This window comes from Ruminococcus sp. 5_1_39BFAA (genome assembly GCF_964240875.1).
Classification (GTDB): Bacteria; Bacillota; Clostridia; order Lachnospirales; family Lachnospiraceae; genus Blautia_A.
Map to the genome: position 1 here is coordinate 531,304 of NZ_CAXSVO010000001.1, position 23,078 is coordinate 554,381.

A 23,078-nucleotide genomic window follows, 5' to 3' on the forward strand; every position below is an offset into this window, starting at 1 on the left:
GCTTTTATTTTACATCGAGCTTGTCAAAACACAAGCTGCCATAATCGCAGTCATATCGCTGATATAATGAATCATTTCCGCCAGTTCCATTTTTTGTCTCCTTGCATTTCAAAGCTTAATCAAAAAGAGGGCGGCCGTCTATCAAACGGCTTTGACATTCCCGTTTTTGCGCTATTTTTCCGTTGTCAAAAGTCTTTGACATCCGCATAAACACTGGCTTTCCAGGCTTACGCGCTAAGGGCAGGTTCAAATTTGTCATGATGATTATATCACGTTCATAATCACCCAACAACCACTCAAATCTCCGCAGCGTAAACAAAAGACTCCCTGACAGAGATAAGCCTTGTTTTGCTTAATGTCCGTCAGGGAGTTTATTTTTATATCCTGTCTAAAGTATTAGCCAGGATCATCCCACGATTGCCTCTGCATACGGAACCAGATCAACCGTTGTCAGTCCATATTCGAAATATCCGTTGATATAGCGCGGAAATTCCATCCACAGGTTTGCAACACCCGGCTTCTGAATGCCCTCAGCCAGCGCACGGTTTGTCAGTGTGGTGGAGATACGGATCTCGATGGTGTTTTCTCCGTCCACCAACAAATCGGAAACATCCACACGGGGACGATCCAGATTTACATCCGCAGTCTCTTTTCCATTTATAGTCACCTTTGCACTGCTTTCCAGATTGCCCAGGTCAAGATAAGCGCCGTTTTCTGCAGTGAAGCCATCCGGCAGGGTGAAGGTGGTACTGTAATAGCCTACGCCGGAAACATCCAGGCCAATCTCCTCGATATTGTTCCAGGTCTTCAGACTGTCCAGATCCACATCAATGGTATCCTTGGATGTTTCATAGGTATATTCCGTGGTTGTGTAGCCTTCCTTTTCCTCTGTGCGGGTAAGAAGCTCACCCTGCTTCCAGTCCTCAACAGACAGATGCCAGCTTGCAGCAGCCAGAGAAATCGGATCGCTTACAGTCAGATCACTTGTGACAGTTGTGCCGTCAGACAGTGTTGTTTCATAGCTTCCGCTGGCAAATGCACGTACTGCAAGCTGTCCGTCTGCAGAAGCAGTTTCATCAGCAGTGGTGGAAACAATGGTCGTATTTACATTTTCTGCAACAGGTTCAAACGCATACAATGCGGTGTCTCCGCTGTCAAGGGATACCGGAATCACGGTGCGTCCGTCTTCGATCGTATAATCTGCAACACGGGAAACTTCTCCGCTCCAGGTGTCGATCAGATACGGAACATAGCTGCCCTCCACGGAAATAGCGGTGTCGATGGAAACTGCCGTAGACTGGTCATAGTGGCGCATGTATGGCTCGCCTTCTGCCAGATCTGCATTTTCCTCTGCTGTAGTTTCTTTTGCCTGTGTATAGTTGTTTACAAACATATAAGCAGCGTCATCGTCCGCACGGAGCACAGTGAGAATCGCCTGATTCGGCTCCGCAAAAGCAGTACGGGGTTGTACCCCAAGCTCTGCAAGGGCTGCCGCTGCATCGGCTTCTTTCTCAATGGTGGTAACGGTATCACAGCCGCGAAGCTCTTCCATAGCCGCTGCCAGCTCCTCATCCAGACCATCATTCCACGGCGTATGCTGTGCAGCGCCCTCAAGAATCAGGATTCTTACGCCTGCATTCGCATACTCAACCAGCTTCTGTGCCACATCTGCGGGAAGAGTATCCTGCCAAACGATCAATGCCTGATAGGAAACGCCATTCGGATCAACCTCCCCGTTTTCAGCGGTGATATTTTCCTGTGTAAGGATCTGTGGGTTAAAATATTCATAGGTATAGCCTGCATCCTGCATATTTATATCCGGCCAGTAGTAGCCCTGATGCTCGAGAAGATGGCTGATCGGCTGTCCATATGCGGTGTTCATATTATATTCCAGGGTGAGAAGTCCCACATCCATCTGGGGCTGTCCATAACGCAGCGCCTGCTGGATACGTGCAAGGTGTGTGTTAAAGGACTTCAGATCCTGGTAAAATGGCTGGCGCTGATCCATACGCTCGGAAATATCGCCGTACATGCCTTCGTATCCGGGCCATGAGGTTCCTTCCGGTCCCCAGATGCTTGCGATTCCGTGATAGATCACACGGTTGACACCGCCCAGATATTCGGTATAGATCGGATTTTCAAGGATATGCTTCAGAGACCAGGCGTAATTCACCCAGGTAGCGCCTGTCTCAGATGAAAACTCATTGATGTCATAAAGGTGCTGTGCCCCTGCCTGGAAACGGTAAACCTCCGGCTGGTCATTTCCGTTCAGGGACTCGGATTCCACATAATCCAGGGTCTGAATCGGCAGAGATGCTTCCAAAGTCTGTCCATATGCGATCTGGGCACGCAGCTCGATTCCGTTTTCGTGCATGTAATCAGCCATAGGCTGCATCAGATACTCAATGTAAAGCTGTGTAATCACATCGTTAAAATCATTGATGTATTTTTCATTCAGAACATCCTCTCCGTCCAGTACATAGGAAGCCGGTCCCCGGCTGCCGCCAAGCATAAGCATCACATAAGGCATGATATCATAGCCTTTGCGGTTCATAAACTCCTCGCGGAACTGGCTTGTCCAGTATACAAAGCCGCCTCCATGAGCAAGCTCCAGGGAATCCATGAACATCTGTACATTGCCGTTGTCTGCAATAAGCTGTTTCATTTCATCCGTCAGAATGTTTGTATCCCAGTATTCCTTAAAAGCATTGAAGCCGTCCAGTGCAAAATAGTTGATCGAGTAATTTGTTTCCACTGATGGTGTACAAACCTGTCCGGTGCCGCGCTGCCAGTATGTAAATAATACATAGTCTCCTCCTTCAGCGCTAAACGCCACTTTGCAGCCTTCCTCAGTCTGCTCTGCGGTGTCTGTTATTTCCTGGATAGAATCGGAATCCAGGTAAGCGGTCTCCTCCTCTGCCCTGTTCACACGGGCTGCTACTACAGCCACCAGCTTCTGTGCGGTGATATTCTCTGCCGCTTCCGGCATTGCAATGACACCGTCAAAGGTTTCACCTGCTGCCACCTCCTGTGTAGTCACGGCAAGCTCCTGGGATGCCGCATCACTGTTGGGATCCAGCCCCGGAATATTTGCTGTTTTCCAATGTGTACCGGAGGTAAAGCTTGCTCCCATTCCAAGAGCAGTAGCCTCCTCGATAACCTTATGGGAGTCGCTGACCCACTCATCACTGCCCCAGGAATAGGTTTCCGCATCCACTCCTGCCTCCAGTGTGGCAAATTCCACTGCCCCGATGCCGGAGTCATAAGCAGACTGTATGGTTTCCTTAATAGTCTCATCCGTATTGCTTCCCTCTGCAAGCCACCAGCGCGCCTCCGGCCAATACTCCATAGCTGGTTCTGCAAATTTGCCCTCCAGGTCTGTCTGGAATGTTCCCTGCTCTTCTCCAAACACAGTCGCAATCCCTGAGATGGGCAGTGCCAGTGCGATGAGAACAGATGTGAGTTTTTTCGCTGTTTTCTTCATAAGAGCCTCCTTCATTTTATGTTCTGTTTCAGGAAAATCACGATTTCCTTTTTGATGACAGAATTATCCCATAAATAAAATCGGCTTTCTATCTCACCTTTTAACCTGATTTATGTCATTTTCTATTCCTTTTTCCCTCCATGTCTGCTAAACTGTAAGAAAAAGCAGGCTGCTAACCAGGGAAAACCCGGAGTTTAGGCTGCCGGAAAGGAAAAGCATATGAACAATTTTAACTATTATACTCCTACAAAAGTAGTGTTTGGAAAAAGCACGGAAGAACAGACCGGACAGCTCATAAAAGAAGCAGGAGGTACTAAAGTCCTCATTCATTATGGGGGCGGAAGCGTGAAGCGCTCCGGTCTTTTGGACAGGATCAAAAAATCGCTGGATGCAGAACAGATTCCTTACGCGGAGTTAGGCGGTGTTGTCCCCAATCCCAGACTTTCCCTGGTTTACGAAGGCATTGAGCTGGTAAAAAAGGAAGGCATTGATTTCATTCTGGCCGTAGGCGGCGGCAGTGCTATTGATTCTGCAAAAGCAATCGGGTACGGTGTTGCTAATGAAGGCGATGTATGGGAGCTTTATGACAGAAAGCGGACAGCCACAGGATGCCTGCCCGTCGGTGTTGTTCTGACCCTGGCGGCTACTGGCAGTGAAATGAGCGATTCCTCTGTTATCACAAAAGAGGAGGGCTGGATCAAGCGCGGCTACAGCAGTGACTATGCCCGCCCTGTTTTTGCCGTGATGAACCCGGAGCTTACCATGACTCTTCCGGATTATCAGACAGCCTGCGGCTGCACAGATATTCTGATGCACACCATGGAACGCTATTTTACCAACGGCGGAAATATGGAGATTACTGACTCCATTGCAGAGGGCCTGATGCGCACAGTTATGGTCAATGCAAAAATCCTCGCAAATGATCCTCAGAATTACGATGCCCGCGCTGAGGTGATGTGGGCGGGCAGCCTTTCCCACAATGGGCTTACCGGATGCGGCAACGGCGGCAACGATTTTGCCACACATGCCCTGGAGCATGAGATCAGCGGAATGTTTGACGTGGCTCACGGCGCCGGACTGGCTGCACTGTGGGGAAGTTGGGCCCGTTATGTTTACAGAGATTGTCTCCACCGTTTCCAGAAATTTGCAGTTCGTGTTATGAGTGTTGAGGAGAGCGGAACGCTGGAGGATACTGCTCTGGCAGGGATCCGGGCATTCGAAGATTTTCTCCATGAGATCCATATGCCTATTTCCATGTCTGAGCTGGGGATTCATCCTACCGATGAACAGATTGAAGAACTTGCAGAAAAGTGCAGTATTGCCTCAGGCGATAAGAAAGGGTCTGCGAAAGTTCTGCACAAGGCAGATATGCTGGAAATTTACCGGATGGCGCGGTAGGCTGGCGACCGATCCGTTACTCACCCAAAAACAGGGAGTGCAGGCATCAACTTACCTGCACTCCCTTGCTTACATTTGGATGGCACTGGCTATTCTTTGAAATTCTGTATCTGATAATAATTCTTCCATTTTCTCAAATCCTGTCATAGCGCCCAAATGACATTTCTTATTATCTTTGCTGCTCAGAACGCAGCAATCTTTATGCCAGCAATCACCAAGTGTTCTGCCCTTTACACTCCAGGCATCTCCGTCAGTCAGCATATATGTCATAGACTTTATCACTCTCTCTGTAGAAAATCGCTTAAATCCCATCAAATAGCGTTTCGTCTTTTCGTCCGTAATCTCCTCCAGATTAATCCTGTGATCTTTAATGGCTTCCAGAATATATTTACGCATGTTTATCACATCCTTATGCCCGCTTCCTGTCCATTCTATCAATTTGCTGAAAGAAAAAATGATATGCTCAAAACAAGTCATATCCAGCATAATAATCTGCTCTGGATATTTCGCTTTCAGTTCCTGCAGCTCCAGCAATTTATTAACTACATCCATATTGTCATAGACAATATCAAAAGCCAGATAATAGGCATCATTCTCCGCTGGTTCCAGGCTTCTGACCGCATCCAGCAGTCCCTGATTACTTCCTTTGCTTTCGATCACCATTTTATTTTGAAACAAATATTGATTTACTAACTGCCAGAAATGCAGCCCTGCTCCCTGGTCTTCTGTCCACAAATATTTCATTACCTTACCAATTCTTTCCGCAGAGATACATGATATTTTTCTTCCTGCAATACCGTAAAACTATCTGCTGAAACATTTAATCCGTCACAATTTCTAAGAAAAAGAAGGTACTGATTACTTTTTTCAAAATTAATAAATCTTTTGTCTTTTTCCTCCAAAATCGTATCCGCATTGTCTATCACAATAAATTTGCCTCGACAAGACTGCAGGCTGGTGTGAAAATCTTCGCTTTTATAATTAAACAATCTGATATTTTTATAGATGTCCAATTGCTTTAAATCCTCTAATATCTGATATAGATATGTTTTTCCTGTCGCGCTGTCTCCTCTCACCAACGTGATGCGGTTAGTGAACTGCAAATTGTATTCAAAAGGGCTTGCCTGAAATTCAATCGTATTATAAATCATCTTCTGCCCTCCTCTTGTACTCTTTGCTCCACCATGCTTCATAACCCGCTTTTCCTACCACGATCTCCTTATCATTGATCATAATTTGTGTGTCTTTGCCTATTTCAAAGCGTTCAGGGCAATCCATATAGATATGGATTCCATCCAGTCTAAAAAGCAGTGTCAACACATTTCCTCCACATTCTTTTGCGCTGACAACTCTATCCGGATTCTTTATCACATTTAAATATGTTTTACATCCACTGGAGAGGTTGCGGACTGTTCCCAGACCATATTTTGTTTCAATATGTTTATCTTCTGTTATTCTGGCTCCGTCAATTTGAAAGACTGCTCTTTTATCTTGCTCCGTAAACGGAAGGTTACTGGTATATAAATTAAAATATAAATCGTTTTTCAATATCCAGTTATCAGATTCCTGTTTTTCCGTATATAAATATATCAAATCATTCAGCTCCCCAAAATGGATTTATATCACATAATCATCTGCCTTTGCGGCCTGCCAGTTCATAAGATCTTCAAGCGTAATGGTATCCACCACACTGTTTATCGCATCGTCCAGTTTTTTCCACAGGATCCTGGTCGCACAGTTGTCTTCCCGGTCACAGTATTGGCTTCCATTCCCTGCGCACTCCACAGGCGCCAGGCTCCCTTCCGTGAGCCGCAGGATCATGCCCACCGTGTATTCCTCCGGATCCTTCAGCAGCGTGTAACCACCCTGGGGACCTCTTACACTTCTTACAAAACCGGCTTTATTTAAGATTGAAATGATCTGCTCCAAATATTTTTCGGAAATCTCCTGTCTTTTCGCCACATCCTTCAAGCGGATCGGCTCTCCCGAACAGTTCATTGCCAAATCAAGCATCAGACGTATGGCGTATCTTCCTCTGGTAGATATCTTCATGCTTTTCCTCCCTGACTAACGTATTCATATTATTTTAATTTTACCATTTGCATATTCTTTTCGCAACGCAAAATTTGGCGGGCTGTTCTCGTCTGACAGCCCGCCTTCTGCGCATGTAAAGGATTAAGTATTAAATTTATTCCGCCGTTGCTTTAAATGCTTCCTCCAGGTCTTCCAGGATGTCCGCTACATTCTCTGTACCGATGGAAAGACGGATCGTGTTGGGCTTAATGCCCTGGTCTGCCAGCTCTTCCTCTGTACACTGGCTGTGGGTCGTGGTAGCTGGATGGATTACAAGGGATTTCACATCTGCCACATTTGCCAGAAGGGAGAACAGCTCCAGATTGTCGATAAACTTCTTAGCTTTTTCAGCATCGCCTTTGATCTCAAAGGTAAAGATGGAACCACCGCCGTTCGGGAAATATTTCTCGTAAAGCCTCTTCTGTTCCGGATCTTCGGATACAGAAGGATGATTTACTTTCTCTACCTGCGGATGATTATTCAAATATTCCACAACCTTCAGTGCATTTTCCACATGACGTTCTACCCGCAGGGAAAGTGTCTCCAATCCCTGCAGAAACAGGAAGGAATGGAACGGAGAAACGGTCGCACCTGTGTCACGAAGGAGGATTGCACGAATTTTTGTCACGAAAGCGGCGGCTCCAACTGCCTTTGTAAAGCTGATTCCATGGTAGCTTGGATTCGGGTCTACCAAAGAGGCAAACTTACCGGATGCCTCCCAGTCAAACTTTCCGCCGTCCACAATCACACCGCCAATAGCCGATCCATGTCCGCCGATAAATTTTGTGGCGGAATGTACCACGATATCTGCACCATACTCAATAGGACGAACCAGGTACGGCGTTGCAAAGGTATTGTCAACTACCAGAGGAATCTTATGTGCATGGGCAATCTTTGCAACTGCTTCGATGTCTACTACGTCAGAATTTGGATTGCCAAGTGTCTCTATGAAAAGAGCCTTTGTATTATCCTGGATGGCCTCCTCGATCGCTTTGAAATCAAAAATGTCTACGAAGGTGGTGTTTACACCAAACTGAGGAAATGTATGTGCCAGGAAATTAAAAGTACCGCCGTAAATATTTTTAGCGGATACGATATGATCCCCTGCCTGAGCCAGATTTTCAAAAGTATAGGAGATCGCCGCCGCACCGGATGCTACCGCCAGGGCTGCCACTCCACCCTCCAGAGCTGCAATACGCTGTTCAAAAACATCCTCCGTAGGATTGGTCAGCCTTCCATAAATGTTGCCCGCGTCAGACAGGCCAAATCTTGCGGCTGCGTGATTGCAATTATCAAATACATAAGAGGAAGTCTGGTAAATCGGGACTGCTCTCGCGCCTGTCGCCGGATCCGGTTTTTCCTGTCCAACGTGCAACTGTAATGTTTCAAATTTAAAATCTCTTTCTGCTCTTGTTTTCTTGCTCATTGTCATGTTCTCCTTTTCTATCTCCAAATAATGTATTTTATATTCCCTATCTGTTTACAAGGTTATTCTACCCCATTGATTTTATTCTGTCCAATATATAAAACGCACTGTTGGTTATAGTTTTTGGCTATAGCTGACACGATTTCTCCTGACTCACCGAATTTCCGTAATCCCCATACAACTCTACCGCCTCAAAAAAAGCCTCCAGATTCTCCCATGGCACCTCCGGTTCCACCATGTGATTAGGTCCGATCAAATAACCGCCATCCTTTCCCAGAACTTCAATACAGCGCTTTACCTCCTCTTTTACCTGCTCCGGCGTACCAAATGAAAGATTGGTCTGCGCGCTGATTCCTCCCCAGAAAGCCAGCTTATCTCCATATGTTTCTTTTACAAATTGATGGTCCAGACATTCCGGTTGAATAGGATTTAACACGGTAACGCCGATCTCAATTAATTCCGGTATGATCGCGCCGGGATCTCCGCAGGAGTGATAAAAGACAGGAAGATCCGGTCTGATTTTCTTAGCCTCCCGGATAATTTTTGCCATTCTGGGCTTTAAAAACTCTCTCCAGGTATCTACTCCCATGAGCATTCCGCTCTGCATCCCCACATCGTCGCCCAGCATCAGTACATCAATGCCTGCTTCCACCATCAGCTTCATCTGCTGGATACGCAGCTCTGTGATCCGGTCAAATAAAATGCTGATCGCCTCAGGTTCCACCAGCATATCCATCATAGTTTCCTCAAATCCGCGGATAGCCCAGGATTTCTCAAAAATAGTCTGCACAAGACTTCCGCAGACAGCCAGTCCTCTTTCGTGGTAATCCTCTACAGTCTTTTTGAAATGACTATGCCTGTACTCTTCCAGAAAATCAGGGAGCGGAAACGCAGCCGCTTCCTCCTCTGTCATTCCTTCCTTAAACGGCGAAATGATGTGTTCAAAATGCAGGCTTTCATCCTGGGATCTGCCGCTCCCCACTCCCCATTCGTTAATGGAAAAGCCTCGTTCCGTATCCCTTCCTATATAATATTGGGAAAAATCCCGTTTCAGCCTGGTAGGAGCGAAATCCAGGATCCGTACATCCAAGTCAAAATACTCGTAATAATCCTCTTTTCCTGTTCTTCTTCTAAATTCTTCCTCCTTGGCAGGACACAAGCCCCAGCTTAGATCTTTAGGGATTCTATCCGGAACTTTTCTGTTTACAACTGCCAATACCCGTTCTCTTGCGTTCATAAATATTTCCCCCTTTATTGTTTTTACTGCCAACTGTCAGATTATGGATCTTTTCCCATATTTCATTGCTGGCTATCCGGATATTACTATAAGCCTCTGAATTCTCTTACCGCATCATACATTGCCATAAGATTTTCGACAGGAACCTTTGCCACAACATTATGAATACTTGTAAATACGTATCCGCCGCCTTTAGAGAATATTTCCAGACGGCTTAAAACTTCCTTGCGGACTTCCTCCGGTGTCCCCATCGGGAGTGTTTTCTGAGTATCAACTCCGCCGCCCCAAAATACAATATCCTTTCCGTAAGTGTCTTTCAGCTTATGCGGATCCATACCTGCTGCGGAGCACTGAACCGGATTGAGGATATCCACTCCCATATCGATAAACTCCGGAATAAGCTCTGCAACTGCGCCGCAGGAATGATAAAAGGTTTTCCAGCTTGTGTTCTGGTGTACCCAGTCATTTACACGCTTATAGTAAGGCTTATACATATCGCGAAATACCTGTTTCGAATATATCATGGCATTCTGTGAACCGAAGTCAGTGCCGCTTATCCAGATAACCTGGATTTTATCGCCCACTGCCTGTTTATACATCTCCAGGTTTTTCAGCATGACTTCTGTCTGATATTCAAAAATCTCTTCCACATATTCCGGGTAAAGGAGATGCGCCATCATCCAGTCCTCAAATTTACGGATCCCTTTCGGATTTTTAAGAAATGGACCGGGAATTTCAGCCGAATCTCCAAGTCCCATTCCGCCAAGAACTCCCATGATGCCGTAATCCGTATTCTCATAAAGGCGTGTGGCATTTTTTTCCCAATATTGGCAGTCTTCTTCCGTTTTTACTGTATAATTGTCTTTAAAATCCTCAAGAGGTGTCAGATCATCCTCATCCACCTCCGGCGCACGGTCTATATTGTCAAAAAAGAAGCCGTCATTTGTCATATGCGCACTGTATGGCGCACATCTGTCACCGCAGGGATATACAAAAGTATCTCCCTTTTCATCCAGATCATATTCAAAATTATCCGGCATCCATACCGGAGTCTGGTCCGTCATTTTCCAGGGCTTTGTATAATTGTTAGATAAACCGAGCAGATTCCCCCGATTCCACAGAGGAACTACATCAGCGCCTACTTTTTTAAGAAGATCCTCTTCTACCTCCCCCAGAAGCTGAAATGGTTCACTGATACGGATAGGATGCTCATCCAGCCCATACGCTTTCCGTAATCTGTAAAGGGTGCTGGCGCTCATGCCCGTCTGACCATTAGAACCTAAATCCAGTGGGACATAGTCCGGCTCCTGATGATTGATGGCCGCTATTAAACGTTCTCTTGATGTCATTTTTATACCTCATGCTTTCTGTTATTGTTTTGAACCAAAAAAGCAGGGAAACTGTTCCAATCATCAGAACCGCTCCCCTGCTTCATTTTTATGGGTTCACTTCATTTAATTCTGCTTATTTGGCAGCATCTCCCATAACCTCTTCGTAGTTTTCAGGAGTAACGATAATTGCATCTACTGCTGTTTCCATTTCTACATCATTGCCTGCAATAAGGTCTAACAATACTTCTACGGAACCTGCACCTACAGCGTCAGAAGAGAAATATGTGGAAGCTTTCATACAGGAGCCGCCCTCTTTCTTGTACTCGTCTTTTGCCATATATCCGCCAAGCCCAACTACACAGGCATCTGCATCCAGACCGGCACTCTCAAGAGCTCTTGCTGCACCAATACAGGACTCTTCGTTTGCGCCTGTCACAAGCCATTTTTTGATCTCCGGATGAGCTGTGATAACGGCTGCTGCTGCAGTGTTCCCCTTGTCTGTTGTTCCGTCATTGTCTGCTCTGAAGATTTTGTCTGTATCAAAATCCGGGCAAAGCTCTGTAAATTTGTCGTACTCTCCATCTGTACGCGGTACACATCCGGAAACAGTATCAATGGTCATAAGGAGCAGCCCAACTTCCGGATCATCTACCAGATTATTTTCAATTGCGTAGTTTGCAATCCACTCGCCGTTTGTAGCGCCAATTGCATAGGCATTGATTCCAACCCATGGAGCGAGTTTTTCGCCGTCTGCTTCCAGAGCATCATCTGCTGCTACAACCGGGATCCCTGCTTCAGCTAATTTGTCGACAACTGCCTGGGACATTGTCTGGTCCGGCGTACAGGTAACAACACCGGATGCTCCGTTTGCAATTGCATTGTCCAGGGCTTTGAGATATTCTTCCGGGCTTAACTTAACGTCAACATAAATGAATTCCCCGCCTGCTTCTTCCACTGCCTTCTGTGCCGCAGCCCCCTCGTCCAGGAACCATGTCTGGTCACCGGATTTGTAAATGCCATAAACCAGAAGTTTATCCTCTTCTGCGGAAACTGTGCTCGGTACCGCAAGCATAGAAGCTGCCATTGCTGCGCTAAGTAATACACCTAAAACTCTCTTTTTCATCATTTTTTACCTCCATGATTTAATTTTTTATTTCCACACGTGCTTACACGTTTATGGTTCGCGTTTATTTCCATTTTTCTAATTTTTTAAGAATTGCCCTCTGTTCTTCTTCTACCGATGTGTCAATACATAGATAGATTCCGTTGGGCTTTACTGCGTCCATAAAGCTATCCAGCTCTGCCGGTTTTAAATCTACTACAATACCTTTCTTTCTGTCCTGGATCTTTTTTATCATAGGAACCCACTGCATGATCGGCTCGTCTGCACCCATTCCCTGAACCCACTGATACCCGCATATTTCATCGATTTCCAGAAGGCTGTCCAAATGTCTTGCAACGCCTTTTCCGTCTACATGAAATACATTATGCTTCGCATACTTCACCTCTTTTATTACTTCCGGAAGAATATATTCATTGTACATTTCCGGTGAAAGCATAGCTCCCAGGTCAGTGCCTGGAATATGGAATGTGTCAAAGGAAGGAATATTGATCCAGGTTACAGACGGCTGTCCGGCATCTTTAAGCATTTTATTAAAGTGCTCAAATACTGTGCCGAAAGCCTCACCACATTTCTCAATTAGTTTTTTTGTCTCCTCCGGTTCATCGTATATATCCATAAGAAGCTCCTGGGTTCCTCTCAAAGCATCCGCAGCATCACCTCCACTGTGAATATCCGTATAGCCTACCATATATTTTCCCTTGCATCTGGAAATAGCGTACTTAGTCATTTCTTCCAGCTTTCTGAAATACTCATTTTCCATTGAAAAATAGATCTTGTCATATTCAGATACTTCATTCAGTGTATGCTTTGCCCATGTAGTAACATCACCGAATTCAACATCACATCCCAGCATACAGGGATATACGTTAGGCCCTAAATTCGGCCAGTAAACCGGAAACGTCTCTCCGAGAAAAACCTTTCCCTCAATCCCCTTTTCAAAGCGTTCAACCTGATACTGTGTATCAAACCACTTTTCTTTCATGCTGCTCCAGCGGTTGGTTTTATCAATCACATTGTATTCTGCATTATGTGCGGAAAAACGGACCGGCACTCTGTCGATGATTTCATTCTCATACCACGCATAGACCCTGTCCATACATTCCAGGAAATCCGGCTTTGTCTCTAATTCAATATCTGTCTGAAACTTCCTGCCCATTTTTACCTCCTCATTAGTTATAAGTTCTTCATACTTGCTTCCAGTAAACTCTTCTGACGGTTTCTCTCACGAATAAAGTCGGAAGTCAGTGCAAACAGTAATAATCCTCCACGGGCAACATACTGCCAGAACGATGGAACGTTAACCATGGTAAGACCTGTATTAAATGCCTGGATCAGCAAAATACCAAGGAAGGTTCCGAACATATTTCCTACACCGCCGGTAAATGACACGCCGCCAAGAACAACCGCAGTGATCGCATCAAACTCAAGGTTTACACAGGCAGCGGGCTGACCGGAGTTCATACGTGCCGCAAAAATTGTTCCGCCTACGGCACACAGCACACCCATCATAATATAGCACAGTAAGATCAGTCTCCTTGGATTTAAACCTGCCAGGCGGGCCGCATCCATATTTCCGCCGATGGCATAGATACCGCGTCCAAATTTAGTCTTTGCAAGGATAAAACCAAAAATCGCCACTGCGATCAACATGATCCATACGGATAACGGAATTGTCAAAAACCTTACTTTACCGATATAAAGGAACGTTGCATCGCTGATCGCTACTGGTTTTCCATCACACAGAATATAGGCAAAACCCCGGATGATTGTCTGGGTAACCAGCGTTGCAATAAACGCTTCCAGTTTGATGCAGTTCACCATCCACGCATTGAATACACCTACTAGTGCACCTACAATAATCGTAACGATCAATGAAAGTCCAAAGGGCATCCCTTTACTGACTAAAAGAGCTGCGACAACACCGCATAAAGCAGCCAGCGAACCAGGAGACAGATCGTTCTGTCCTGCAATGATCAGATATGTATGTCCGATGGCAACAAGTCCCACAAGAGAGGCTGCTATCAGAAGATTTACAATATTGGTCCATGAAAAAAAGTTTCTGTTCAATGATGTAAATAAAATAAATACTACTATGATCGCAGCGATAAGGATCAGCTTATCTCCGCCGATTATTTTTTTCTTCTGCTTTGCATTATTCATCTTTCATTTCCTCCCCTATCATTCCCAGGCTAAGCAGCCTGTCTTCCGTAGCCTCTTCACGCAGAACCTCTCCGGTGATCCGTAACGATTTCATAACGATTATACGATCTGACAAACCGATAACCTCCGGCAGCTCAGAAGACACTAAAATAACTCCTAAACCCTGTTTTGCAAACTCGCAGATCATGTTATAAAACTCAGATTTCGCTCCCACGTCAATTCCCTTTGTAGGTTCATCCAGAATCAATACTTTAGGATTGGTTGCAATCCACCGGGCAACGATGCACTTTTGCTGGTTTCCGCCGGAAAGCTCTACGATTTTCTTTGATGCAGACGGGGTTTTGATCCTGAAATCACGGATTCCCTTTTCCGCCGCCTCGCGCTCCTTTTTTGAATTGACAATCCCTAATCGATCAGCATTCTTATCAAGAAGGCTGATACTTATATTGTCCTTTATATCAAGGTTTGCCAAAATCCCCTGTAATTTACGGTCTTCCGGGACAAGAACGATGCCATTATCCATTGCTTCTTTCGGAGAACGATTTACAATTTTCTTTCCTTCCAGATATATTTCTCCGCTTCGCATCGGATCTGCTCCTATAATAGCGCGCATCACTTCTGTCCGCCCTGCACCGACTAAACCTGAAAAGCCAAGGACTTCGCCTTTATGTAGGGTAAAGGACACCGGCTTTACGTAGTCAGAAGAAACATTTTTCACTTCAAGAAGAACCTCTCCAATCTCCTTATCCCGGTCCAGATCATTATAAATATCTCCTAAGTCCCTGCCGACCATCATTTTAATCATCTCTTTCTCAGAGATCTCCCCGGTCACAACAGTGTCAACGTATCTTCCATCTTTAAAGATAGCCACCTTATCTGTAATACGCTGCAGCTCACTCATGCGGTGGGATACATAAATTACAATCTTTCCTTCCGCTTTCAGCTTTTCGATTATGGAAAACAGGCTCTCAATCTCTGAATCACTCAAACTTGCAGTAGGCTCATCAAAGCAAATTACTTTAAGATTTTCGCGGCTGTATGCTTTCATGATTTCTACCATCTGCTGATAGGCGATACTCAAATCTTTAACCTTAGCAGACGGATCTATGGGCAGTCCAAAATCGTTGATAATTTTCTGTGCCATTTGATTTGCCTTTTTTGTATCAATTACACCCAGCTTATTAGACGGCATCCTGCCGAGAAAAATATTTTCCGCAACACTTAATTCCAGCAGAATCTGGCGTTCCTGATAAATTACACTAATCCCTTCCTCTATTGCTTCCTGCGGCGTATGAAAGTGGTGCTTTTCTACGCCATCCAATAAATACTTTCCTTTTGTTGGCTGATAGTCACCATTTAACACTTTCAACAGTGTAGATTTCCCTGCACCATTTTCCCCTAAAAATGCCAGTACCTCTCCGCCATAGGCTTTAAAGGAAATATCGTCAAGGGCTTTTACACCTGGAAAATATTTGGAAATGCCGCTAAACTCTAATACGCTTCCCACAACAATGCCTCCTTTATGATTTATTGCAATTGCCTTTCTTTTGTGTTATATTACCTTTATTTCTTTTCCGAAACTATCAAAGTTATTAATTTTTCATCAACAAAATTAGCCAATTCACTTTTTTTACAGTATTTTTATCAAAAATATGTTATAAAGAGAGTATATATTTGGTAAATATCACAACGAGGAGATATCGGAATGAAATTTCGTAAATATAAAATTAAAAAAATAAGTACCCGGCTCATACTCATGTTTCTTGCTACCACCACCGCTATTTTTTCCATTTTTGCTTTTGTCATCACTTCCTTGTTTTCTGACAAATTGACAGCGGAAATTAACATGGTAGCCAGTCAGCAGATGGAATTTGCAAGCACGCTTCTGGATAACAGGATTAAAGAAATCTGGAATTATCATTTTTCTCTTGTTAAAAGGCCGCAGGTTCAGGAGACTATGTCCGCTCTGACTCTGGACTCCTCCCTGAAAGATTCAGAACAGTTCCAAAGCACATTAAAAAAAGCAATCAGCGATACAGATAAGAAGACACTGAATATACGCTCTGTTTTTGCCATCTCAAAAGAAGGTACAATCCTAGACCCCTTGTACAGTCTGGATACTTACCGATGGTTGGTGGATGACAATCCGGAATTCCAAAAATTTTTGGATTCCCAGCTTACACTTCGTATTTCCGCCCCTAGCTCCTTTCCCTTCAGGGCTGAGGAGGCGGATTCTGTCAGCCAGAACTCCACCCTCACCTGTTTTGGACGCCTTTACGATAAAGACAATTATCAGGATTTGGGCTATATTGCTATCAATATTAACCGAAACAGCCTGTTTAAGGATTTGGAAGAGCTTTTTCAGGAAACATGGAATCAATTTTATATTGTGGACAAAAACCAGAATATCATTTATTCCAATCCGTTAAATCCTGACTCTTCTCCGGAGCTTAAGCAGCTTCTGGCTAACGATTACCCGGCTCTTGGCCAGCGTATATCCATGAACAGCACCACATATATGGGTTATTCTACTAAGGTCAACCAATATCCCAACTGGCGGATCGTAAGCTTTATTGACTGCCGCGATATTTACCAGCCCCTGAAAAATATTTTTACAACCCTGATTTCTGTATATTTTGTTCTGATATTTTTTGCCTGTATCATCCATTATTATTTGACACAGCATATCACGATCCCTATTCGTGTTTTAAACGAAGCTATGCGCACGATCCGAAAAGGAGAATGGCCCTCCCCCATTCCTGTCACCCAGGAAAATGAGATGTCCGAAACGCTAAAGGGATTTAACAAGATGAACCTGGCACTGCAGGAAATGACAGCCCGGATAGCTGCCCAGGAGGAAGAGACCCGAAAAAATGAGGTGGCTCTGATCCAATCCCAGCTTGATCTGCTGGAATCCCAGATTAATCCGCATTTTATCCATAACACCTTGAATACCATGAAATATATGGCAAAAATTGCAAAAGCAGAAAGGCTTGAAAACCTGATCAGCTCCTTCAATGCCCTGCTTAGAACCAGTATGTCTACGGAAAAGCTCATGATTCCCCTAAATGAGGAAGTGGAAAATCTGTATCACTACATGGATATCCAAAAAGAGAGGTACGATTTTCCTATTGATTTCCAATGCGATATCCCAATAGATATTTCCGCTGTTCTCCTGCCAAAATTGATCTTACAGCCTCTCGTGGAAAATTCCCTTTTTCACGGAATTGCTCCCAACGATGGCGGCAGTATCCGTGTAAAAGCAAGAGTAGCAGACAATCGGCTTTGGGTTATCGTCTGGGACGACGGTGCCGGTATTTCCAAGTCTCAGCTCTCTCAACTGGAGGAACGGCTGAGACCCTCCGCAAAAGGCTACAGCCGTATAGGGATCACCAACGTAAATGCCCGGCTTATACTGAGTTATGGTGCCAGCAGCCATCTGGTCATTGAGAGTTCCCCACAAGAGGGGACCAGCTTTAGCTTCAGTATCCCCGTTTAAAGTTGATCGATCTGAATGAAACACCATTTGTGAAAGGAGATTTTTTATGAAAACAGTCATGCTTGTAGACGATGAACGTCCTGCACGGGAACTTCTGAAAATGACCATAGACTGGGAAAAAACAGGTTTTAAAATTATATATGAGGCCCGCAATGGCAGGCAGGCTCTGGAATATTATTCCGTAAAACAACCGGACTTAATTATAACCGACGTACAAATGCCGGTGATGGACGGACTGGAGTTTTTGGAGCAGGTGAAAACAATCTGTCCGACGCAGAAGGTGGTTATACTAAGCTGCCATGAGAACTTTTCTTATGCTAAACAAGCATTAAAATTAGGCGTGATGGACTATCTCATAAAAGATGCTCTCACTGGTGAAGTCCTATACAATCTGTTAGAAGGCCTGAACAAATTGGATGATCCGGACGACTCGCAAAACCACCTTCTGTCCTCCTCAAATTCCAAAATTTTAACAAAGGCCCTCTCAGCCATTCCCAGTGAACAACAGGAGGCCGTTCATCTTCTGGATTCCAACACTGCAAAAGGGGAAGAATTTTTCTGCTGCACTTGCTGCATGGAAGGCTTTTCATGTCTTCCCTCTGAATGGGATATTCTGGCGGAAGAGCTCCAAAGCTGTCTGAACGAGTCCGGAAAAGGGGAGGCTTCCGTCTATCACGGTCACTATCTTCTGATCCTCTGTTTTATGAAACATCAAAACAGCCAGATGGAGCTCTTCAATAACCGTTTTCAGAGTCTGCTGCTCATCAGAAAGCGGTTGGAGCTTTTAACCGGATGTTCCATAACCATTGGCGTTTCCAGCCAAAGCAGGCATTCTGAGCGCTTGCAGCAGTTGATCAACGAATCCTATCAGGCATTTAAAAGCAAGATCTTTCAGGGTACTGGAAAAAACCTTTTCTATAATCCCCAATATAACCGGAATCAAAAATTCCAGATCGACACCCTGAACAGTCAATTCCAGCAAATCCGTTCTTCTTTGGAAAAGCGGGATAAAGATACCATTTTGAGTACGCTTAGCCAGATTTACGGTAAATGCCTTGACGGTATCATGCACTATCATTATCTGAGTTATGTCAATGCCGTGCTTTTGGAAATCCTTATGGAAAATTGCCAGAAGCGCAATGTTTCGTATGAAACGGTATTTGGAACTGAGACGTTAAGTTTTGATGTATTTGATAAGATGAATACGCCGGACAGTGTTCTCCAATGGTTTCAGAACTGCTTTTCCCGGCTTGTTGAAGCTTCGGACATGGATGCACCTTCATATAGTGTCCGCATCCGCAACATCCTGCATTATATCAAAAATAATTACCAGCAGGATATCAGTCTTGAAACCGTTGCTGATACTTTCTGGTTACACAAAGTTTACCTGGCCAAAATCTTTAAACAGGAAACGGGAAAAAGCGTCAATGAATATATCCGAAACGTGCGGATTGAAAAAGCAAAGGAATTGCTTTTAAAAGACTACATTAAAATCAACGAAATCGTGACAGCCACTGGTTTTAATAATCCCCAGAGTTTCTACACGATTTTTAAAAAATATGTCGGTATGACGCCCGGAGAATACCGTGACCAAATGCTGAATCCCTGAAGTTACCGTTCACTGAGAATATTCCGCGGCACCAAAGGCGTGCCGTGCAGGTGTTTTATGTGGATGAAGAATTTTCCATTGACCTCTTGACAAAATCTGATTATGTAGTATAATTCAGATAATAAACATATATTTCATATATAAATACTAGGAAATATTCAGGAGGAGAAAGAAATGGCAAAAGTTTATAAAAGTGCATTGGAACTGATCGGAAATACACCCCTTGTAGAAGTGACAAAAATTGAGCAGGAAAAAGGTCTGGAAGCTTCTCTTTTAGTAAAGCTGGAATATTTTAATCCGGCTGGAAGCGTAAAGGACAGGATCGCAAAGGCCATGATCGAGGATGCGGAGGCAAAGGGTCTTTTGAAGGAAGGCTCCACCATCATTGAGCCGACATCCGGAAATACAGGAATCGGTCTGGCATCCATTGCCGCAGCAAAAGGCTATCGGATCATTCTCACCATGCCGGAGACTATGAGTGTAGAGCGCAGGAATATTCTGAAAGCCTATGGCGCTGAGATCGTGCTGACAGACGGAACCAAGGGAATGACAGGAGCTATCGCAAAGGCGGATGAACTGGCAAAGGAGATTCCTGACAGCTTTATTCCGGGCCAGTTTGTAAATCCGGTGAATCCTAAGGCACACAGAGAAACCACAGGTCCTGAAATCTGGGAGGATACGGACGGCGCAGTTGACATTTTCGTGGCAGGTGTGGGAACCGGCGGAACAGTTACCGGGATCGGAGAATATTTAAAGAGCCAAAAGCCCGAGGTTCAGGTGATTGCTGTAGAACCAGCCACATCCCCGGTGCTTTCCGAGGGGAAATCAGGCCCGCATAAAATTCAGGGGATCGGCGCAGGCTTTGTACCGGAAATCCTGAATACGGGAATTTACGATGAAATCATAAAGGTGGAAAATGAGGATGCCTTTGAGACTTCCAGGCTTCTGACGAAAAAAGAAGGGATCCTTACCGGAATTTCCTCCGGTGCAGCACTCCACGCAGCGATCCAGGTTGCAAAAAGACCGGAGAATAAAGGAAAGACCATTGTTGCACTGCTTCCGGACAGCGGTGACAGATACTATTCCACCCCATTATTTACAAAATAAAGTATGATGAATTTTAGAAAAGAAGCAGAGGATTTAGAAAACGAAATCATAAAAACCAGACGTCAGCTTCACGCGCGCCCGGAGCTGTCCTTTGAAGAGAGGGAGACAACGGCTTTTATTGGAAAAGAACTGGAAAGGCTGGGCTTAAAGCCCGGCTTTTTCCCGGATTATTGCGGTGTGTGGGCAGATATCACGGGAAAAAGCTCAATACCGGGCAGTAAGACAGTACTGCTGCGTGCAGACATAGATGCGCTTCCTGTCCAGGAGGCTACGGGACTTCCCTTTTCCAGTGAAAAGCCAGGCGTCATGCACGCCTGCGGACACGATGCCCATACAGCCATGTTATTGGGTGCGGCAAAGCTTTTGGCTGCGCACCGGGATGAACTCCCCGGCACGGTGCGGCTTCTGTTCCAGTCGGCAGAGGAATCCTGTCACGGCGCAGAATATTACGTGAAAAATGGGCTTCTGGACGACGTGGACGCTGTGTACGGCTGCCATGTATGGGCAACTCTGGATGCGCCCTATATTAATATCAGTGGCGGAGCGCGCATGAGCAGTTGTGATAACTTTACCATCATAGTAAAGGGTACCGCGGCCCATGGCTCAGCACCCAATGACGGGACAGATGCCATTGTCATTGCCGCTGCCATCATTATGCAGCTTCAGACAATTGTCTCCAGAAGAAGTGACCCCAGGGATGCCGTTGCTGTTACCATCGGTGAGATTACGGGAGGACAGCGTTTTAATATTATTGCCGACCGTGTGTGCATGAAAGGTACCGCCCGGACCCACAGCCCCCAGGCGCGCAGTAAGCTTGAGGAATGGATCCGGAATGTGGTGGAAAACACCGCCCGGGCAAACGGCGGCTCAGCCACTTTGAAATACGATTATTATCCCGGTGTTCTGATGAACGACCCGCGTATGGCGGAACTTGCCAGAGCTTCTGCGGTGAAGCTGTATGGAGATGATGCTCTGAAAGACCATCCGGCTGTGATGGGCAGCGAAGATTTTTCCTATTATCTGGAAAAGGTTCCCGGCGTTTTTGCATTCCTGGGAATCCGCAGCGAGGAAAAGGGAATCTGTGCTCCCCAGCACAGTGAGCGTTTTGCGATGGACGAAAGGGTTCTGAAACGAGGAACGGCGCTGTATGCCCAGTTTGCGTATGATTTTTTGGCAACCCCAAAAGAATGATCGTCTGATTCCCAGTAAGGATTTTAATTCGCCGCCTGCGGAAGTTTTCCGGCCTCCAGGAGATTTTCCACAAACTGCTCCACGGCAGTAAACAGTCCGGACACAAAATAGTAAATACCCACCCCGGAGGGAATGGTAAATACGAATGCTGCGTTTACAGCCAACAGCATCACCGCCATTCCCGGGGAGGTTTTGTTAAGCTTCAGTGCCCGGAACCACTTCATATATGGGTAAAGCTGTGGCAGCATCTGGATCAGGATCGTGGCGAGGGGCAGGATCATCAGTCTGTCCCGTTCCAAAAGGGAGCTGATCCAGGGAAGCAGTATGGTCGCGGCATCCGCTGCTGCCAGAAGCCGGATGGCATGATAGACACCTGCCATGACCGGGAGCTGTAAAAACGGGATCAGACACCCGGACAGGCTCACTCCCTCCTGCTGATAAAGCTTCTGAAGCTCCCGATTCATCCGTTCCTGATCGCTGCTGTATTTTTTGCGTATCAGCTCTGCCTGTGCATTTACAGCTTCCTGCTTCTTCATCTGTTTTCTCTGCCGGATTCCTAAAGGAAGGAGCAGCAGCCGGACACATAATGTAACTCCGGCAATGGCGATTCCGTAATCTACATTCATTCTTTCCCCTCCTCATCCCTTCTCTTTTTCCATGCCAAAAAATCACGAAAGCACAGGATAAGACACAGAAGCCATACTCCCCAGAATACAGCGGAAACGCCTGTGATCCTCCTGTCTGTAACGTACTTATCTATCACTACGATCACAGGCATCAGGAGGTAAAACACCAGGCAAAGAGCGTTTACAATTCGAAATACCCTGGGTCGGGCATAATATTTTCCCACGTACCTGTCGCCTATGAAATCTGCCACCCTGCTGTACTCCGCAAAGCACTCCAGCATTTCATCCACAACGGAAAACTGGTTGCCCTTTTCCTCCTCTTCCTCTACATATTCCAAATAATAATCAATATCAATTTTCTCTGCATTTTCTTCTTTCCGAAGCTTTCTGCAAAGACCAAGGGAACCTTTCAGCATTTCCTGCTGCCGCAGGAGTTCCTCCTCCTGCTCCCTCAGAACACTCTCCAGGGACACCTCGTCTTTCTGCAAAAGGGAGATCGTTTCTACAGGGATTCCCATTTTCCTGTATAAAATGATTTTTTTCAGATTATGAATGTCATCCTGGGAATAATCCCGGTACTTGCTTTCTTCCCTTCTCTCAGGAGTAAGCAAACCCTTCCTTTCATAAAATCTGATATTGCTTACACTTAATCCGGTCAATTCTGCCGCTTCACTGATGCGCATTGCCGCCACTCCTTCCTTCTTTTTCCTGCACTTTATACCCTGAACCAGGTGCAGAGTCAAGGATTTTTTGTAAAAAAAAGCATATTGTAATCAGAAACAGCATATGCTATAATGCCTGTAGGCAGAAAAGA

General features: G+C 45.3%; 19 protein-coding genes. 5 read left to right on the forward strand and 14 right to left on the reverse strand.

The genetic code is table 11. The features are described 5' to 3' along the window. Positions 1–406 precede the first annotated feature (406 nt). A complete protein-coding gene (locus tag ACESZH_RS02360; RefSeq protein WP_373216663.1) occupies positions 407–3,484 on the reverse strand; it encodes a glycosyl hydrolase in 3,078 nt (1,025 codons plus the stop codon). A 219-nt stretch (positions 3,485–3,703) separates the two neighbouring features. Between ACESZH_RS02360 and ACESZH_RS02365 the strand changes: the two genes are divergently transcribed. After that, positions 3,704–4,882 (forward strand): iron-containing alcohol dehydrogenase, encoded by a 1,179-nt coding sequence (locus ACESZH_RS02365; RefSeq protein ID WP_373216665.1) that lies wholly within the window; start codon positions 3,704–3,706, stop codon positions 4,880–4,882. 69 nt (positions 4,883–4,951) lie between these two features. Here ACESZH_RS02365 and ACESZH_RS02370 read toward each other — a convergent pair whose 3' ends face one another. From ACESZH_RS02370 to ACESZH_RS02420, 11 genes are all read right to left on the reverse strand, one after another. Then, positions 4,952–5,626, reverse strand: coding sequence for a hypothetical protein (locus ACESZH_RS02370; RefSeq protein WP_373216666.1), 675 nt, complete (start codon positions 5,624–5,626; stop codon positions 4,952–4,954). Then, positions 5,626–6,033, reverse strand: a complete 408-nt coding sequence (locus ACESZH_RS02375) for an ATPase (protein WP_373216667.1) — start codon at positions 6,031–6,033, stop codon at positions 5,626–5,628. Before ACESZH_RS02375 ends, ACESZH_RS02370 begins: the two co-directional genes overlap by 1 nt. Beyond that, entirely contained in the window at positions 6,023–6,475 is a 453-nt protein-coding gene (locus ACESZH_RS02380; RefSeq protein ID WP_373216669.1) for a DUF4869 domain-containing protein, read from the reverse strand. Before ACESZH_RS02380 ends, ACESZH_RS02375 begins: the two co-directional genes overlap by 11 nt. Positions 6,476–6,499: 24 nt before the next feature. Further along, positions 6,500–6,934: an Rrf2 family transcriptional regulator gene (locus tag ACESZH_RS02385; RefSeq protein ID WP_373216670.1), complete on the reverse strand. Its 435-nt coding sequence runs from the start codon at positions 6,932–6,934 to the stop codon at positions 6,500–6,502. Between the two features lie 136 nt (positions 6,935–7,070). Beyond that, positions 7,071–8,381: an O-acetylhomoserine aminocarboxypropyltransferase/cysteine synthase family protein gene (locus ACESZH_RS02390; RefSeq protein ID WP_373216671.1), complete on the reverse strand. Its 1,311-nt coding sequence runs from the start codon at positions 8,379–8,381 to the stop codon at positions 7,071–7,073. 127 nt (positions 8,382–8,508) lie between these two features. After that, entirely contained in the window at positions 8,509–9,618 is a 1,110-nt protein-coding gene (locus ACESZH_RS02395) for a uroporphyrinogen decarboxylase family protein (protein WP_373216673.1), read from the reverse strand. An 86-nt stretch (positions 9,619–9,704) separates the two neighbouring features. Continuing rightward, positions 9,705–10,967 carry a uroporphyrinogen decarboxylase family protein gene (locus tag ACESZH_RS02400; protein WP_373216674.1) on the reverse strand — a complete coding sequence of 421 codons (1,263 nt, stop codon included), beginning with the start codon at positions 10,965–10,967 and terminating at the stop codon, positions 9,705–9,707. A gap of 115 nt (positions 10,968–11,082) precedes the next feature. Next, positions 11,083–12,075, reverse strand: coding sequence for an arabinose ABC transporter substrate-binding protein (locus ACESZH_RS02405; protein ID WP_373216675.1), 993 nt, complete (start codon positions 12,073–12,075; stop codon positions 11,083–11,085). A gap of 61 nt (positions 12,076–12,136) precedes the next feature. Continuing rightward, positions 12,137–13,228, reverse strand: coding sequence for a hypothetical protein (locus ACESZH_RS02410; protein WP_373216677.1), 1,092 nt, complete (start codon positions 13,226–13,228; stop codon positions 12,137–12,139). A gap of 17 nt (positions 13,229–13,245) precedes the next feature. Then, positions 13,246–14,232 carry an ABC transporter permease gene (locus tag ACESZH_RS02415; RefSeq protein WP_373216678.1) on the reverse strand — a complete coding sequence of 329 codons (987 nt, stop codon included), beginning with the start codon at positions 14,230–14,232 and terminating at the stop codon, positions 13,246–13,248. Continuing rightward, on the reverse strand, positions 14,225–15,739 hold the full coding sequence (locus ACESZH_RS02420; RefSeq protein ID WP_373216679.1) for a sugar ABC transporter ATP-binding protein: 1,515 nt from the start codon (positions 15,737–15,739) through the stop codon (positions 14,225–14,227). The genes ACESZH_RS02415 and ACESZH_RS02420 overlap by 8 nt, the downstream gene beginning before the upstream one ends. Before the next feature lie 198 nt (positions 15,740–15,937). On the opposite strand from ACESZH_RS02420, the gene ACESZH_RS02425 reads away from it, so the two are divergent. The 4 genes from ACESZH_RS02425 (at position 15,938) to ACESZH_RS02440 (ending at position 21,638) form a co-directional block, all read left to right on the forward strand. Beyond that, entirely contained in the window at positions 15,938–17,731 is a 1,794-nt protein-coding gene (locus ACESZH_RS02425; RefSeq protein ID WP_373216681.1) for a sensor histidine kinase, read from the forward strand. Positions 17,732–17,777: 46 nt separating this feature from the next. Next, positions 17,778–19,340 (forward strand): response regulator, encoded by a 1,563-nt coding sequence (locus ACESZH_RS02430; RefSeq protein ID WP_373216683.1) that lies wholly within the window; start codon positions 17,778–17,780, stop codon positions 19,338–19,340. Positions 19,341–19,514: 174 nt separating this feature from the next. Further along, a complete protein-coding gene (gene cysK, locus ACESZH_RS02435) occupies positions 19,515–20,447 on the forward strand; it encodes a cysteine synthase A (RefSeq protein ID WP_373216685.1) in 933 nt (310 codons plus the stop codon). Positions 20,448–20,450: 3 nt separating this feature from the next. After that, complete coding sequence (locus tag ACESZH_RS02440) at positions 20,451–21,638, forward strand: amidohydrolase (RefSeq protein ID WP_373216687.1); 1,188 nt, start codon at positions 20,451–20,453, stop codon at positions 21,636–21,638. A 23-nt stretch (positions 21,639–21,661) separates the two neighbouring features. On the opposite strand, the gene ACESZH_RS02445 is transcribed toward ACESZH_RS02440, so the two are convergent. Further along, positions 21,662–22,264, reverse strand: a complete 603-nt coding sequence (locus tag ACESZH_RS02445) for a YidC/Oxa1 family membrane protein insertase (RefSeq protein ID WP_373216689.1) — start codon at positions 22,262–22,264, stop codon at positions 21,662–21,664. Next, positions 22,261–22,947, reverse strand: a complete 687-nt coding sequence (locus ACESZH_RS02450) for a MerR family transcriptional regulator (RefSeq protein WP_373216691.1) — start codon at positions 22,945–22,947, stop codon at positions 22,261–22,263. Before ACESZH_RS02450 ends, ACESZH_RS02445 begins: the two co-directional genes overlap by 4 nt. Between the last annotated feature and the right edge of the window lie 131 nt (positions 22,948–23,078).

Excerpts from the sequence above, each read along its gene's own strand:
- ACESZH_RS02360 (WP_373216663.1), bottom strand. The coding sequence starts at position 3,484 with ATGAAGAAAACAGCGAAAAAACTCACATCTGTTCTCATCGCACTGGCA.
- ACESZH_RS02365 (WP_373216665.1), top strand. The coding sequence starts at position 3,704 with ATGAACAATTTTAACTATTATACTCCTACAAAAGTAGTGTTTGGAAAA.
- ACESZH_RS02370 (WP_373216666.1), bottom strand. The coding sequence starts at position 5,626 with ATGAAATATTTGTGGACAGAAGACCAGGGAGCAGGGCTGCATTTCTGG.
- ACESZH_RS02375 (WP_373216667.1), bottom strand. The coding sequence starts at position 6,033 with ATGATTTATAATACGATTGAATTTCAGGCAAGCCCTTTTGAATACAAT.
- ACESZH_RS02385 (WP_373216670.1), bottom strand. The coding sequence starts at position 6,934 with ATGAAGATATCTACCAGAGGAAGATACGCCATACGTCTGATGCTTGAT.
- ACESZH_RS02390 (WP_373216671.1), bottom strand. The coding sequence starts at position 8,381 with ATGAGCAAGAAAACAAGAGCAGAAAGAGATTTTAAATTTGAAACATTA.
- ACESZH_RS02395 (WP_373216673.1), bottom strand. The coding sequence starts at position 9,618 with ATGAACGCAAGAGAACGGGTATTGGCAGTTGTAAACAGAAAAGTTCCG.
- ACESZH_RS02400 (WP_373216674.1), bottom strand. The coding sequence starts at position 10,967 with ATGACATCAAGAGAACGTTTAATAGCGGCCATCAATCATCAGGAGCCG.
- ACESZH_RS02405 (WP_373216675.1), bottom strand. The coding sequence starts at position 12,075 with ATGATGAAAAAGAGAGTTTTAGGTGTATTACTTAGCGCAGCAATGGCA.
- ACESZH_RS02410 (WP_373216677.1), bottom strand. The coding sequence starts at position 13,228 with ATGGGCAGGAAGTTTCAGACAGATATTGAATTAGAGACAAAGCCGGAT.
- ACESZH_RS02415 (WP_373216678.1), bottom strand. The coding sequence starts at position 14,232 with ATGAATAATGCAAAGCAGAAGAAAAAAATAATCGGCGGAGATAAGCTG.
- ACESZH_RS02425 (WP_373216681.1), top strand. The coding sequence starts at position 15,938 with ATGAAATTTCGTAAATATAAAATTAAAAAAATAAGTACCCGGCTCATA.
- ACESZH_RS02430 (WP_373216683.1), top strand. The coding sequence starts at position 17,778 with ATGAAAACAGTCATGCTTGTAGACGATGAACGTCCTGCACGGGAACTT.
- cysK (WP_373216685.1), top strand. The coding sequence starts at position 19,515 with ATGGCAAAAGTTTATAAAAGTGCATTGGAACTGATCGGAAATACACCC.
- ACESZH_RS02440 (WP_373216687.1), top strand. The coding sequence starts at position 20,451 with ATGATGAATTTTAGAAAAGAAGCAGAGGATTTAGAAAACGAAATCATA.
- ACESZH_RS02445 (WP_373216689.1), bottom strand. The coding sequence starts at position 22,264 with ATGAATGTAGATTACGGAATCGCCATTGCCGGAGTTACATTATGTGTC.
- ACESZH_RS02450 (WP_373216691.1), bottom strand. The coding sequence starts at position 22,947 with ATGCGCATCAGTGAAGCGGCAGAATTGACCGGATTAAGTGTAAGCAAT.